Genomic DNA, 15,846 nt, shown 5'->3' with positions numbered 1-15,846 from the left:
TAACATACCATTTCCCTTGGATTCAGTGAGTTGGTGCCGGATTGCCTATCAGGTATCTTCGTTTTCTCGCCATTTATCAGCCAACTCGAGTAGCCGATGACTCAACTCGCTTCGCAACCTTGTTTCTCTATCGATGCCGCAGGCTGGTGCCAGCAGGCGCGCCGAGTGCCTTCTCCCCATCACAACGAGCGGGCCGCGCCGGATGATATCTCCCTGCTGGTGGTGCATGGCATCAGCCTGCCGCCGGGGGAGTTTGGCGGCCCCTTTATCGACAATCTCTTTATGGGGCGACTCGACCCGGAGGCTCACCCCTATTTTGCCGGTATCCATCAGTTGCGGGTCTCGGCCCACTGCCTGATCCGCCGTGATGGCGAGTTGGTGCAGTATGTGCCGTTCGGCAAGCGCGCCTGGCATGCGGGAGTATCGAGCTGGCAGGGGAGGGAGGCATGCAATGACTTCTCCATCGGCATCGAGCTGGAAGGGACTGACGAAATCCCCTACACCGAGGCTCAATACCGGGCATTGGCAGGGCTCACTCGAGCTATTTCGGAGCGCTATCCGGCCATCACCCACGAAAAAATTGTCGGCCATTGCGATATCGCGCCAGGGCGCAAGACGGATCCCGGAGCCAGTTTCCAGTGGGATTACTACCGGCAACTACTAAACAGCTAAAGTAAACATTCAAATTTAGTTTGGATTTTAAAATCAATGGCTTGCCTATCTGGCAGGCCATTTTTGTCTCTGGTTGCGCAAATGTTATTTGTGAGCGAAGTCAAGAATATTGGTCAGACCATTTTCTATGAGCTAAATCATGTTTCCCCTGCTTTACCTCTTAAGTGACAGGGCTGATTCTTGACTCAGATCATCTTTTGAGTGGACTTTTCAAAAGGCCTCTGCTAATTTTCGCCCCATCCATGAAATTGGTAATACCAATTTAACAAAGTAGCCTCATGCCCTATCGCAAGATTACGCAACCCAAGTTGGCCGACTCCATTGTCGCCGAGCTGGAACAGATGATTCTGGAAGGCAGCCTGCAGCCGGGACAGAAATTGCCTCCCGAGCGGGAACTCGCCATCCAGTTTCAGGTATCGCGCCCCTCCCTGCGCGAAGCCATCCAGCGACTGGAAGCGCGCGGATTGCTTTATCGCCGTCAGGGCGGCGGCACTTATGTGCAGAATGCCCTGAGCAAGGGGATCGCCGATCCTCTGTTCGAACTGCTCAGTACCCACCCGGAAGCCCGGTATGACCTGCTGGAGTTTCGCCACGCGCTGGAAGGCATCTGTGCCTACTACGCGGCCTTGCGGGGAACCGGGTCTGATTTCGAGCGTATTCGTCAGGTGCAAACCACCATCGAAGAGGCGGGCCAGCTGGGCTCGCTGGTGGCCGAATCGGCAGCCGTGACCCAGTTTTATCTGGCGGTGGCCGAGGCGTCCCACAACGTGGTGCTGCTGCACCTGCTGCGGGCCATGAGCCCGATGCTCGAACAGAACATTCTGCAGAATAACGAGATTTTGAATCGCCGCCCGGGAGTGGTAGCCAAGATACGTCGCCATCGTGCGAATCTGATCGAGGCTATTCTTTCGGGGGCTCCGGAGCGGGCCAGAACAGCTTGTCATGAGCATCTGGCCTTTATCGAGGACACCTTGTTGGATATGCAGAGGGAAGACAGCCGGATCCAGCGATCCATGCGTCGGATCCGTCAGCAGGAAAACTAATCCCACAAGGCTTTATTGTCGAATGCTTGCGCCCTTCGCCGTGCAATGCCGTGCAATCACAACAACATAGGAACCAGCCATGTCTGATATCCTGAAGAACGATGTGGACCCGATAGAAACGCTGGAGTGGCTTGCCTCTCTGGAATCCCTGCTGCGTGAAGAGGGTCCGCAACGCGCTCAGTTCATCCTTGAACAGTTGGCCGAGAAAGCCCGCGCAAGCGGTGTGGACGTGGCTGCCAAGGCAAATCGCGATTACATCAACACCATCCCGTCCAGCGATGAGCCGGACTACCCGGGTGACCTGGAGATGGAACGCCGCATTCGCGCCATCATCCGCTGGAATGCCATGATGATCGTGCTGCGCGCCTCCAAGAAAGACCTGGACCTGGGTGGTCACATGTCTTCCTTCGCTTCTTCTGCGACCATCTATGATGTCTGCTTCAACCACTTCTTCCGTGCTCGCAACGAGAAGGATGGTGGCGATCTGGTTTACTTCCAGGGTCACATCTCCCCGGGCATCTATGCTCGCGCCTTTGCTGAGGGTCGTCTGACCGAAGAGCAGCTGGACAACTTCCGTCAGGAAGTGGACGGCAAGGGTCTGCCTTCCTATCCGCACCCGAAACTGATGCCGGACTTCTGGCAGTTCCCGACCGTCTCCATGGGTCTGGGCCCTATCGCCGCCATCTATCAGGCTCGTTTCCTGAAGTACCTGACCGACCGTGGCATCAAGGATTGCTCCGAGCAGACCGTTTACGCCTTCCTGGGTGACGGCGAGATGGACGAGCCGGAAGCCAAAGGTGCCCTGACCGTTGCCGTGCGTGAAAAGCTCGACAACCTGGTATTTGTGGTTAACTGCAACCTGCAGCGTCTGGATGGTCCGGTTGTCGGTAACGGCAAGGTCATCAACGAGCTGGAAGGCCTGTTCGCTGGCGCCGGTTGGGACGTGACCAAGGTGATCTGGGGTCGCAAGTGGGATGAGTTGCTGCGCAAGGATACTTCTGGCAAGCTGATCCAGCTGATGAACGAGACCGTGGACGGTGACTACCAGACCATGAAGTCCCGCGACGGTGGCTACATCCGCGAGCACTTCTTCAACCGTTATCCGGAAACTGCCGCGCTGGTCAAAGACATGACCGACGAGGAGATCTTCGCTCTGAACCGCGGTGGTCACGATCCTCGCAAACTGTTCGCCGCATTCAACAAGGCGACCCAGACCAAGGGCAAGCCGACCGTTATTCTGGCCAAGACCATCAAGGGTTACGGCATGGGTGAAGCGGCTGAAGGCAAGAACATCGCTCACCAGGTCAAGAAGATGGAGCTGGACTCCGTGCGTCACCTGCGTGACCGCTTCAACCTGCCGGTGGCCGACGAGCAGTTGGCCGATCTGCCGTACCTGAAGATCGAAGAGGGCAGTGAAGAGCACAAGTACCTGCATGCTCGTCGTGCAGCCCTGAAAGGCTATCTGCCGACCCGTCTGCGCGAAAGCACCACCAAGCTGGAAATCCCGGCGCTGGATGCCTTCGGCCCGCTGTTGGGCGAGCAAGCGCGCGAAATCTCCACCACCATGGCGTTCGTGCGTTCCCTGAACGTGATGCTGAAAGACAAGTCCATCGGCAAGCGCATCGTTCCGATCCTCGCTGACGAAGCCCGTACCTTCGGTATGGAAGGTCTGTTCCGCCAGATCGGTATCTACAGCCCGCACGGTCAGCAGTACACCCCGCAAGACCGCGACATCGTCTCCTACTACAAGGAAGACAAGCAGGGTCAGGTTCTGCAAGACGGTATCAATGAGCTGGGCGCCATGTCCTCCTGGCTGGCTGCTGCGACCTCTTACAGCACCAACGATTGCCCGATGATCCCGTTCTACATCTACTACTCCATGTTCGGCTTCCAGCGGATCGGCGACATGGCGTGGGCAGCCGGTGACCAGCAAGCCCGTGGCTTCCTGCTGGGTGCAACCTCCGGTCGTACTACCCTGAACGGCGAAGGTCTGCAGCACGAAGATGGTCACAGCCACATCCTGGCGAACACCATCCCGAACTGCATCTCCTACGACCCGTCCTATGCCTATGAAGTGGCGGTGATAGTACAGGACGGCCTGCGCCGCATGTACGGTGAGAACCCGGAGAACGTGTTCTACTACATCACCACCCTGAACGAGAACTACGCCATGCCGGCCATGCCGGAAGGCGCCGAGGAAGGCATCCGCAAGGGTATCTACAAGCTGGAATCCGTCGCCGGTGCCAAGGCGAAAGTTCAGCTGCTGGGTTGTGGTTCCATCCTGGGGCACGTGCGCAAGGCTGCCCAGATCCTGGCCAGCGAGTACGGCATCGGTTCCGATGTGTTCAGCGTCACCTCCTTCAACGAGCTGGCCCGTGACGGTCAGGACGCGGATCGCTGGAACATGCTGCACCCGACCTCTGAAGCGCGTGTTCCCTACATCGCTCAGGTACTGGGTTCCGAAGCCACCATCGCTGCGACCGACTACATGAAGTCCTTCGCCGATCAGGTTCGCGCCTTCGTTCCGACCGAGAACTACCGCGTGCTGGGTACCGACGGCTACGGCCGTTCCGACAGCCGTGCCAACCTGCGTCGTCACTTCGAAGTGAACGAGTTCTACGTGGTGGTTGCTGCTCTGACCGAACTGGCCAAGCGCGGCGAGGTAGACAAGCAGGTTGTGGCCGACGCCATCGCCAAGTACGGCATCGATGCCGACAAGGTCAACCCGCTGTACGCGTAAGTGGCTCAAGGGGCGCGCCGTATGACGGCGCGACCCTGCCAGGATTTAAAACGGTTAACGCGAGATGTGCGTGGCGGCATCAGCTAGTCACGCGGATCGACGCAAGAGGATAAAGCACAATGTCCAAACAGATTATGGTGCCGGATATCGGCGCCGATGAAGTTGAAGTCACCGAGATCATGGTGGCCGTGGGTGACAAGGTCGAGCTGGACCAGTCCATCATCGCGGTAGAAGGCGACAAGGCCTCTATGGAAGTTCCAGCCCCGTCTGCCGGTATCGTCAAAGAGATCCTGATCAAGGTGGGCGACAAGGTTGCCACCGGTTCCCAGATCATGATCTTCGAAGCCGAAGGCGCTGCCGCCCCTGCTGAAGTGGCTGCACCGGTTGCTGCTGCTCCGGCCGCCACACCTGCCGCTGCCTTGCGCAAAGATGTGCACGTACCGGACATCGGTGACGACGAAGTGGACGTGACTGAAATCATGGTTGCCGTGGGCGACATGGTAGAAGCTGACCAGTCCATCATCGCCGTGGAAGGTGACAAGGCCTCCATGGAAGTGCCTGCGCCATTCGCCGGTCGCGTGGTCGAGATCAAGGTCGCCGCTGGCGCCAAGGTTTCTACCGGCTCTCTGGTGATGGTATTTGAAGTGGCTGGCGCGGCTCCTGCCGTTGCTGCTGCACCGGCTCAGGCTGCCGCTCCTGCCGCCGCCCCGGTTGCTGCTGGCGCGAAAGACGTCAACGTACCGGATATCGGTGGTGACGAAGTAGAAGTCACCGAGATCATGGTTGCCGTGGGTGACAAGGTTGAAGCCGACCAGTCCCTGATCGCCGTGGAAGGTGACAAGGCCTCCATGGAAGTGCCTGCGCCGTTCGCCGGTGTGGTCAAAGAGATCAAGGTGAAGGCGGGTGACAAGGTCTCCACCGGTTCCCTGATCATGGTATTCGAAGTGGTTGGCGCTGCGCCTGCCGCCGCGCCGGTTGCTCAAGCTGCCGCTCCGGTCGCTGCTGCACCCGTTGCTGCTGCTCCGGCTCCGGTTACTCAGGCTGCTGCCTCTTCCGATTTCGTTGCCAACGACGCTTACGTACACGCCTCTCCGGCGGTACGCCGTCTGGCGCGCGAGTTCGGCGTCAACCTGGCCAAGGTGAAAGCCTCCGGTCGCAAGGGCCGTATCGTCAAAGAAGACGTACAAGCCTACGTGAAGGATGCCATCAAGCGTGCCGAGTCCGCTCCTGCCTCTGCCGGCGTAGCCGGTGGCAACGGTCTGGGCGTACTGCCGTGGCCGAAAGTAGACTTCAGCAAGTTCGGTGATGTGGAAGAGGTCGAGCTGACCCGCATCCAGAAGATCTCCGGTCCGAACCTGCACCGCAACTGGGTCATGATCCCTCATGTCACCCAGTTCGACGAAGCCGATACCACCGAGCTGGAAGCGTTCCGCAAAGAGCAGAACGCGATGCTCGAGAAGCAGAAGGCTGACGTGAAGATCACCCCGCTGGTGTTCATCCTGAAAGCCGCCGCCAAGGCGCTGGAAGCTCACCCGCGCTTCTGCAGTTCCTTGTCCGAAGATGGCAGCAAGCTGATCATGAAGAAGTACATCCACATCGGTGTGGCGGTGGATACCCCCAACGGTCTGGTTGTGCCTGTGGTTCGTGATGTTAACAAGAAGGGCATCATGGAACTGTCTCGCGATCTGGCCGAGATCTCCAAGAAGGCCCGTGCCGGCAAGCTGACCGCTTCCGACATGCAGGGCGGTTGCTTCACCATCTCCAGCCTGGGTGGCATCGGCGGTACCAGCTTTACCCCGATCGTCAACGCGCCGGAAGTGGCCATCCTCGGTGTCTCCAAGTCCGAGATGAAGCCGAAGTGGAACGGCAAAGAGTTCGCGCCGCGCCTGATGCTGCCGCTGGCTCTGAGCTACGACCACCGCGTGATCGATGGTGCCGATGGGGCTCGCTTCATCACCACCATGAACGGCGTGCTGTCCGACATTCGTCGACTGGTCCTGTAAGTGAGAGGGCGGGCCCAGAGCCTGCCCTTTTTACTTCTCATTTCATTAACATGATCGTAAACTTGCCCCGTTTTTTTCACGGCTGCAGCCACCCGTTTCGGTATAAGACTGCGCTGTCCGGGGATATAAGAACGACAAAGAGGTCATGATGAGTAAAGAAATCAAAACCCAGGTCGTAGTACTGGGTGCTGGCCCTGCCGGTTATTCCGCTGCTTTCCGTGCAGCCGATCTGGGTCTGGATACTATTATCGTCGAGCGTTACTCCACCCTGGGTGGCGTCTGCCTGAACGTGGGCTGCATCCCCTCCAAGGCGCTGCTGCACGTTGCCAAAGTGATTGAAGAAGCCAAGGCGCTGGCCGAGCACGGCATTGTCTTCGGTGCCCCGCAGACCGACATCGACAAGATCCGTCTGTGGAAAGAGAAGGTTATCAACCAGCTGACCGGCGGTCTGGCTGGCATGGCCAAGATGCGTAAAGTTCAGGTTGTTAACGGCTTGGGTAAATTTACCGGCCCGAACACGCTCGAAGTGACCGGGGAAGACGGCAAGACTACCGTGACCTTCGACAACGCCATCATCGCGGCCGGTTCCCGTCCGGTGAAGCTGCCGTTCATTCCCCACGATGACCCGCGCGTATGGGACTCTACCGATGCGCTGGAGCTGAAAACCGTTCCTGGCAAACTGCTGGTTATCGGTGGCGGCATCATCGGTCTGGAGATGGGTACCGTTTACTCCTCTCTGGGTTCCGAGATCGACGTGGTGGAATTTGCCGACCAGCTGGTTCCGGCTGCCGACAAAGACATCGTCAAGATCTACACCAAGCGTGTGGCCAAGAAATTCAACATCATGCTGGAGACCAAGGTCACCGCAGTTGAAGCGCGCGAAGACGGCCTGTACGTCTCCTATGAAGGCAAACACGCCCCGGCCGAGCCGGTTCGTTACGACAACGTGCTGGTTGCCGTAGGCCGTGTGCCGAACGGCAAGATGCTGGATGCCGAGAAAGCTGGCGTTGCCGTGACCGAACGCGGTTTCATCGAGGTGGACAAGCAGCTGCGTACCAACGTGGCGCACATCCACGCCATCGGTGACATCGTGGGCCAGCCGATGCTGGCACACAAAGGTGTGCACGAAGGTCACGTTGCCGCTGAAGTTATCGCCGGCAAGAAGCACTACTTCGACCCGAAAGTGATCCCGTCCATCGCCTACACCGAGCCAGAGATGGCATGGGTTGGTCTGACCGAGAAGGAAGCCAAGCAACAGGGCCTGAACTTCGAAGTCGCCACCTTCCCGTGGGCTGCTTCCGGTCGCGCCATTGCGTCCGACTGCTCCGACGGCATGACCAAGCTGATCTTCGACAAGGAGAGCGGCCGCGTCATCGGTGGTGCCATCGTGGGTACCAACGGTGGTGAACTGCTGGGTGAAATCGGTCTGGCCATCGAGATGGGTGCTGACGCCGAAGATATCGCGCTGACCATCCACGCTCACCCGACTCTGCACGAGTCCGTGGGTCTGGCTGCCGAAGTGTTCGAAGGCTCCATCACCGACCTGCCGAACGCCAAGGCCAAGAAGAAAAAGTAATCTTCTGCCATCTTCATGAAAAAGCCGCTCATTTGAGCGGCTTTTTGTTTTCGGGTTTGGCTAAGAGGTTAGCAGCGCCCCTTCTTGGCCTGACCGGGCGGGCAGAAGGTGCCATAACCGCCACCACTGCCGTCACTGACCCGGATCCGGGTATCGTCTACGCTCACGTCGGCGCCGTGTACCCGCACCGGCCCGTTGCTGCAGGCGCTGAGCACTCCTCCCAGCAACACCATCACTATCAGTTTGCCCATAACTCCTCCTCATATTTCCCTGATTATGAGGCATTTCGAGAGCCGCATAACGACGGTTGAATGGCCGTGCGTCACCGTTTGCCGTGGCTATGACAGAGGGTGCCGCAGCGCCCTCTGGTGAGTCTTCATAAGTGGGATGCAGACTACAACCGGAAGTTGCCAACCAGCTTGTCCAGCTGACCGGAGAGCTGCTGCAGGCTGCGGCTCGATTCGGTCAGCTGGTGGGCGATATCGGCGGTCTCCATGGTGAGCTGGTTGATATCTTCCACGTTGCGGTTGATCTCGCCGACCACGCTGGACTGCTCCTCGGTGGCGGTGGCGACCTGGATATTCATGTCGTTGATCTGGGTGATGTGCGCGGTGATCTGTCCGAGGGCTGCGTTGGCCTCATCGGCCTGGCTCACTACCTCCAGACTCTGGTTGCGCCCCTGCGCCATGGCGCTGACCGCGCGGGCACTCTGCTCCTGCAAGCGGTTGATCATCCCCTGGATCTCGGCGGTCGAGGCGGCGGAGCGGTTGGCGAGGTTACGCACTTCATCTGCTACCACGGCGAAACCGCGACCCTGTTCACCGGCACGAGCGGCCTCGATAGCAGCGTTCAATGCCAGCAGGTTGGTCTGCTCCGAGATGCTGCGGATGGTTTCGAGGATGCTGCCGATGGAGTCGGTCTGGCTCGCCAGCGACTCGATAACCCCTGCCACCTGCTCAATCTCGCCGGAGAGGTCGACGATGCCGTGGCGCGCCTGCGCTACCACTACTGCCCCTGCATCGGCCTGATCGTTGGCCTGTCTGGCTACTTCGGCTGCCAGCGAAGCGTTACCGGCGATCTCGCTCACCGTGGCCCCCATTTCGTGGATAGCGGTGGCCACCTGCACGGTGCGATCGCGCTGGGCAGTACAGTTGTGCTGGGTCAGCTGCGCCTTGTTGGCCACCTCGTTGGCGGTGGCCGCGAGCTGGCGGGAGTTCTCCGCCACCTGCTCGATGGAGCCGTGGATCTTGGCGACGAAGTTGTTGAAGCCGGTGGCGACCTGACTCAGTTCGTCACGTCCTTCCACCTTGAGGCGCTGGGTGAGATCCCCATCGCCGCTGCCCAGCTCCTTGAACAGGCGGGCCAGCTCGTTGAGCGGGCGGCTGACCGAACCTGCCAGCAGCATCCCCATCAGCCCCATGACCAGCGCAATCACCAGCGAGATCATCAGGATCTCGTTGCGGGTCTGATCCAGCTCGGCATAGATCTCGGCTTCTGGCACCTGGGCCACCAGATACCAGTCGAGCAGCGGGATATAGCTACTGGCCAGTACCATGGGCTCGCCATTGACTTCGGCGTTGATAACGGCAAAGGGGCGTTTGGCCAGCAGGCTGCCGGTATCTCCGCTGGCAATGTTGCCAAGCGTGTCACGCTCGATGCGGTTGGCCTCGGGGTGCAGCTTCACCTTGCCGCTGCCATCGACCATAAAGACGATGCCGCTCTCTTCCAGCCGGAAGTTGGAGACCATGGTCACCATGGTGTCGAGGGATTTGGCAAAGCCGGCCAGCCCGCGCCCGTTGAGCTGCTGGAAGTTGACGAACAGCTTCACCTCGCCGTTGCTCTCGCGGAAGATGCTGAGGGTCATCTCCTTCTGGCTCTTGGTGTAGTCATAGAACCAGGCGTCTTGCGTGGGGGTCAGGTTGCGCAGAAAGCCATCCTGGTTGTAGTAGGCTGCACTCTGGCGATCGGCGAAGGAGGCGGTCACCAGACCATACTGGTTGGCCACATCCTTGAGCTGGTTGATGAGGATCGGCTCCTGCTCTTTGGGCATGCCCCGATCCACCCAGTCGAGGATGAAGCGGTCGGTGGCCAGTTGGCGGGCGGCCTGGGCGATGCCGTGGAGATCCTGTTCAATCTCCTTGCTGATCCGCTGGGTCAGGTTGGGGAGCTCCTGCTCGAACATCCGGTTTTCGATCAGTTGCTGGGCCGAGCGTTGGCTGAAGTAGCCTACCAGCAGGCAGGAGACGACCACGGCCAGGGTGACCGTGGCCAGTATTTTCTGTTTAAGAGTGAGGGTTGCCAGCATAAAGGTGCTCAAAAGGTTGAGATTGACGACGCTCATATTAGCGGCAGCGCGGGGCTACCCATGAGGCTTGCAGCCCTTTATTTGCGGATTACGTTTGCGCTCACAGGGGCGGCGGCGTGCCCCTTCGCCATGCAGCACAGGCGGGATGCGGATTGACGGTTGCGCTAACTGCCGGGCCCCTTATAGTAGAGGCCATCCTTGGTGACTGACCCTCTGAATAATATGGAAAATATGATGCGCAGCTTAGGTGCGGGATGGACCCGTCTGCTTTTGGTGATGCTGGCGGCCTGCCCACTGCTGGCTGTGGCGGCACAGGGGGATCGCCCGAAAATTGCGGTGGTGCTCAGCGGCGGCGGCGCCAAGGGATCGGCCCATATCGGCATCCTCAAGGTGCTGGAGCAGAAACGGATTCCGGTCGACATCATAGTCGGCACCAGCATGGGCTCTTATGTGGCGGGGATGTACGCCATGGGGCTCAGTGCCGAGGAGGTGGAGCGCACTACCCTGGCCATCGACTGGAACAAGGGCTATCAGGACAAGGTGGGCCGCGACGAGCTGTCGTTGCGTAAAAAGCAGCAGAACGAGCAGTATCAGCTGCGCACCGATATCGGGGTGAATGGCGACACCACCCAGCTGCCGGACGGTTTTTTCCAGGGCCAATCCATGGCCAGCCTGCTGCGGGGGGCCACCTCCAACCTGCCGGTACAGGAGAGCTTCGACGATCTCCCCATTCCCTACCGCGCCATGGCGACCGACATGGAGACGGTCACCCCCTTTGTGCTGGATCACGGCAGCCTGGCCAAGGCAATGCAGGCCTCCATGTCCATTCCCGGTGCCCTCAAGCCGGTGGAGTGGGAGGGGCACATCCTGGCGGACGGCGGTAGCGTCAACAACATGCCGGTGGATGTCGCCAAGGCAATGGGGGCCGACGTGGTGATCGCGGTGGATATCGGTGCCAAGCTGCGTACCCGTGAATCACTCAAGTCAGGGTTGGCGATGATCGACCAGCTCACCACCTACATGACCCAGGTGGGTACCGACAAGCAGAAGGCGCTGATGGGGCCGAAAGACATACTGATCGCTCCCGAGTTTGGCGATATGGGGATCGCCGACTTTGCCCGCATGCCGGAGGGGATCAAAATGGGTGAGGCGGCGGCGTACAAGGCGTCGCTGCAACTCGATAAGCTGTCGCTCACCAAGGCGCAGTACAACGCCTATCGCAACCAGAAGCTGAGCCGCCGTGCCGAGCGAAGTGGTCAACCCGCCTACTTCATCGACAAGGTGGAGATCATCAACAAGTCGCGCCTCTCCGACGAGACGGTGCACGCCATGCTGAAGGTTCGGCCGGACAAGATCCAGACCAACGAGAGTCTGGAGGCTGGCATTCGCCGCCTCTATGCGCTGGAGTCGTTTGACCGCATCACCTATGAAGTGGAGGAGCGCGATGGGGAGAACGTGCTGGTAGTGGATGCCAGCGAGAAGAACTGGGGGCCTGGTTACCTCAACTTCCAGTTCGGTTTCACCGATGACTTCGAGAATACCTCCAACTACAACGTCGGCATGTCCTACACCCTCACCAACGTCAACGAGTGGGGGGCCGAGTGGTTGACCGAGGCATCACTGGGCACGGCCAAACATATCAAGACCGACTTCTATACACCGCTGGAGCCCTCCCAGACCTTCTATGGCGAGGCGAGCCTGGCCTATGACCAGACCCAGAGAAGCCTCTTTAATCCGGATCCGGACGAACCGATATTTACCTATCTCGATACCGAGTACTCCTTCTTCAGCGCCGATCTGGCGGTCGGCTGGAATCGTCAGCCCTGGAGCCGCCTGTCTATGGGGCTGGAAGGGCAGACGGGCAGTATCGAGATCAAAAACTTCAAAGAGCTGCAAGGGGATGCCACGGCGTGGGGCCCCTATGTCCGCTTTGAACACGACAATCTGGATAGCCGCTATTTCCCCTATCAGGGGGTGAAGTGGGATATGAAACTGGGCCACTCCCACGTCAGTGTGGATGGACTCGAGTCGGCAGATGGCCGCAGTGAAGGCTGGAATTATCAACTCTCCATGATCAAGCCCTGGTCATGGGACAGGCACAGCCTCAACCTGATCCTCGAAGGGGGTGGCTCGGGCAGTGAAGAGGTGGTGCCACTGCATATTCAGGATCTGGGCGGGCTGTTCCGCCTCTCAGGTTTCCAGCGCTACCAGCTGAGCGGTCGCTACAGCCTGTTTGGTGGCCTGCGTTACATCTATCGGGTGGCAGACAATGACTTCGGTGCCCTCAAGATGCCGCTCTATCTGGGCGGATCTCTGGAGCAGGGCGGGGTCTGGAACAAGGGGGAGGATATCAGTCTGGAGAGCTCGTTTACCGCCGGGTCGCTTTATGTCGGGGTGGAGAGCTTCCTCGGCCCTGTGTTCCTCGGCTACGGCATGGCGGAGGGGGGCAATGACGTCTTCTATCTGCAATTGGGTAGTACGTTCGAATAATGCCGAAATGATGCCAATTTGTTAACTCTGATTGATGGCGTTCAATTAATTATCAAAAAATACCAGCATGTTTAATTGGTTACGATTTTGTAGTGAATAAGTAAACAGGGTTTGGATTTTAATTAGTCGTTAAAACTTATATAGTGGGGAGCACCCTACGGGGTGTCCCGCAAGGACGATCGCCGCGAGCGTGGGCGAACCCCAAAAAAAGACCAAAGAGGAATTAGTCGTGCTTGAAACATACCGTAAACACGTCGCAGAACGTGCCGCCGAAGGCGTGGTTGCCAAACCTCTGGATGCAGAGCAGGTCGCCGCCCTGGTTGAGCTGCTCAAGAACCCGCCCGCTGGCGAAGAAGACTTTCTGAAAGAGCTGTTGTCCTCCCGTATTCCCCCCGGTGTTGATGAAGCGGCCTATGTCAAAGCCGGTTTCCTCACCGCCGTCGCCAAGGGCGAAGCCCACTCTCCCATCCTGACTGCCGCCGAAGCCGTTGAACTGCTGGGCACCATGCAGGGTGGTTACAACATTCAACCGCTGATCGACCTGCTGGATCACGCCACCCTGGCGCCGCTTGCCGCCAAGGGGCTCTCCCACACCCTGCTGATGTTTGACTCCTTCCACGACGTGGAAGAGAAGGCCAAGGCGGGCAATGTCCACGCCAAACAGGTGATGCAGTCCTGGGCTGATGCCGAGTGGTTCCTCTCCCGCCCGGAGTTGGCCGAGAAGATCACCGTCACCGTGTTCAAGGTGACTGGCGAAACCAACACCGACGACCTCTCGCCGGCACCGGACGCCTGGTCCCGCCCGGACATTCCGCTGCACGCGTTGGCGATGCTGAAAAACGCCCGTCCCGGCATTACTCCGGACAAGGATGGCGCCGTCGGCCCCATCAAGACCATCGATGCCCTGAAAGAGAAAGGCTTCCCGCTGGCTTATGTGGGTGACGTGGTCGGTACCGGTTCTTCCCGTAAATCCGCCACCAACTCGGTGCTCTGGTTCATGGGTGACGACATTCCGTTCGTGCCGAACAAGCGCGCTGGCTGTGTCTGTCTGGGTGGCAAGATTGCCCCGATCTTCTTCAACACCATGGAAGATGCCGGCGCACTGCCTATCGAAGTGGACGTCTCCAAGCTGGAAATGGGCGATGTGATCGACATCTACCCCTATGCCGGCAAGATCTGCAAACACGGCACCGAACAGGTGCTGGCGCAGTTTGAACTGAAAACCGACGTGCTGATCGACGAAGTGCGCGCCGGTGGCCGTATTCCGCTGATCATCGGTCGCGGCCTCACTGACAAGGCCCGCGAAGCGCTGGGTCTGCCGTTCTCCACCGTATTCCGTCGCCCGCAGCCGGTGGCCGATACCGGTAAAGGCTTCACCCTGGCCCAGAAGATGGTGGGCAAGGCGTGCGGCGTGAAGGGCATTCGCCCGGGCACTTACTGCGAGCCCAAGATGACCACGGTCGGCTCTCAGGACACCACGGGCCCGATGACCCGCGACGAGCTCAAGGATCTGGCCTGCCTCGGCTTCTCCGCCGATCTGACCATGCAGTCCTTCTGCCACACCGCAGCTTATCCCAAGCCCATCGACGTACAGACCCACCACACCCTGCCGGACTTCATCATGAACCGCGGCGGTGTGAGCTTGCGTCCGGGGGATGGCGTCATCCACTCCTGGCTGAACCGCATGCTGCTGCCGGATACCGTGGGTACCGGTGGTGACTCCCACACCCGTTTCCCCATCGGTATCTCCTTCCCGGCGGGCTCCGGTCTGGTGGCCTTCGCCGCCGCCACCGGCGTGATGCCGCTGGATATGCCGGAGTCCGTGCTGGTGCGCTTCAAGGGCGAATTGCAACCGGGCATCACCCTGCGTGATCTGGTTCATGCCATTCCCTACGCCGCCATCCAGAAAGGGCTGCTGACCGTCGAGAAAGCGGGCAAGAAGAACATCTTCTCCGGCCGCATCCTCGAGATCGAAGGTCTGCCGACCTTGAAGGTGGAGCAAGCCTTCGAGCTGGCAGATGCCAGCGCCGAGCGCTCCGCTGCCGGTTGCACCATCAAGCTGGATAAAGAGCCGATCATCGAGTATCTGAAGTCCAACATCGTGATGCTGAAATGGATGCTCTCCGAAGGCTACGGCGACGTGCGCACCATCACCCGTCGCATCAAGGGGATGGAAGAGTGGCTGGCCAACCCGACCCTGATGGAAGCGGACAAGGATGCCGAGTACGCCGAAATCATCGAGATCGATCTGGCCACCATCAAGGAGCCGATCCTGTGTGCGCCGAACGATCCGGACGATGCCCGTCTGCTGAGCGACGTGGCTGGCGACAAGATCGACGAGGTGTTCATCGGTTCCTGCATGACCAACATCGGTCACTTCCGCGCCGCCGGCAAACTGCTCGAGAAGTATCAGGGCGAGCTACCGACCCGCATGTGGATCGCGCCGCCCACCAAGATGGACAAGGATCAGCTGACCGAAGAGGGCTACTACGGCATCTTTGGTCGCGTCGGTGCCCGCATCGAGATCCCGGGCTGTTCCCTGTGCATGGGCAACCAGGCGCGGGTAGCGGAAGGAGCCTCTGTGGTTTCCACCTCCACCCGTAACTTCCCGAACCGTCTGGGTAAAGGTGCCAACGTCTACCTGGCCTCTGCGGAGCTGGCCGCCGTTGCCGCCATCCTCGGCAAGATCCCGACCGTGGCGGAGTACCTGCAGTACGCCAAGGCGCTTGATGCCACTGCGGCAGATACTTACCGCTACCTCAACTTCAACGAGATCGCCTCCTACACCAAGAAGGCTGATGCGGTGATCCTGCAGCAAGCCGTTTAACGGAGTTCTTGCGCGATTTGCGCGATAAGAAGCCAATAATGCCGCGTATTTACGCGGCATTATTTATTTGTGTGTTATTCACCGTTTTTTTTGAAGATTGTTTGCACGATCCTTGCTAGAGAGATCCAACCACCTGTTTGGTGGTTCGTTTTATAAACGCTTTGGGTTATGTTGTTCGGTTATGTGCGGT

At 59.2% G+C, this 15,846-nt stretch carries 9 protein-coding genes; 7 read left to right on the top strand and 2 right to left on the bottom strand.

From position 1 onward, the window contains the following. Positions 1-96: 96 nt before the first annotated feature. From ampD to lpdA, 5 genes are all read left to right on the top strand, one after another. Positions 97-672 (top strand): 1,6-anhydro-N-acetylmuramyl-L-alanine amidase AmpD, encoded by a 576-nt coding sequence (gene ampD / locus G5533_RS14295; protein WP_441254940.1) that lies wholly within the window; start codon positions 97-99, stop codon positions 670-672. A 278-nt stretch (positions 673-950) separates the two neighbouring features. Beyond that, on the top strand, positions 951-1,715 hold the full coding sequence (gene pdhR / locus G5533_RS14290) for a pyruvate dehydrogenase complex transcriptional repressor PdhR (RefSeq protein WP_159144446.1): 765 nt from the start codon (positions 951-953) through the stop codon (positions 1,713-1,715). Between the two features lie 79 nt (positions 1,716-1,794). Further along, the gene (gene aceE / locus G5533_RS14285) at positions 1,795-4,455 is read left to right on the top strand and encodes a pyruvate dehydrogenase (acetyl-transferring), homodimeric type (protein ID WP_270905385.1); all 2,661 of its coding nucleotides are present in this window, start codon (positions 1,795-1,797) and stop codon (positions 4,453-4,455) included. Between the two features lie 119 nt (positions 4,456-4,574). Beyond that, a complete protein-coding gene (gene aceF / locus G5533_RS14280; RefSeq protein ID WP_441254938.1) occupies positions 4,575-6,458 on the top strand; it encodes a pyruvate dehydrogenase complex dihydrolipoyllysine-residue acetyltransferase in 1,884 nt (627 codons plus the stop codon). 148 nt (positions 6,459-6,606) lie between these two features. Continuing rightward, positions 6,607-8,034 (top strand): dihydrolipoyl dehydrogenase, encoded by a 1,428-nt coding sequence (gene lpdA / locus G5533_RS14275; protein ID WP_005341659.1) that lies wholly within the window; start codon positions 6,607-6,609, stop codon positions 8,032-8,034. Between the two features lie 68 nt (positions 8,035-8,102). Here the strand turns inward: lpdA and G5533_RS14270 are convergent, their stop codons facing one another. Beyond that, a complete protein-coding gene (locus G5533_RS14270; RefSeq protein ID WP_216952195.1) occupies positions 8,103-8,285 on the bottom strand; it encodes a hypothetical protein in 183 nt (60 codons plus the stop codon). Positions 8,286-8,428: 143 nt separating this feature from the next. Continuing rightward, a complete protein-coding gene (locus G5533_RS14265; protein ID WP_128834314.1) occupies positions 8,429-10,339 on the bottom strand; it encodes a methyl-accepting chemotaxis protein in 1,911 nt (636 codons plus the stop codon). Between the two features lie 234 nt (positions 10,340-10,573). On the opposite strand from G5533_RS14265, the gene G5533_RS14260 reads away from it, so the two are divergent. Then, complete coding sequence (locus tag G5533_RS14260) at positions 10,574-12,829, top strand: patatin-like phospholipase family protein (RefSeq protein WP_266134893.1); 2,256 nt, start codon at positions 10,574-10,576, stop codon at positions 12,827-12,829. A 229-nt stretch (positions 12,830-13,058) separates the two neighbouring features. Next, complete coding sequence (gene acnB, locus G5533_RS14255; RefSeq protein WP_441254936.1) at positions 13,059-15,656, top strand: bifunctional aconitate hydratase 2/2-methylisocitrate dehydratase; 2,598 nt, start codon at positions 13,059-13,061, stop codon at positions 15,654-15,656. Positions 15,657-15,846 lie beyond the last annotated feature (190 nt).

The organism is Aeromonas sp. A600620 (genome assembly GCF_029479985.1).
Classification (GTDB): Bacteria; Pseudomonadota; Gammaproteobacteria; order Enterobacterales; family Aeromonadaceae; genus Aeromonas; species Aeromonas veronii_A.
Note: the sequence above shows the minus strand (reverse complement) of the source record. Positions and strands in the feature narration are given on the sequence as shown.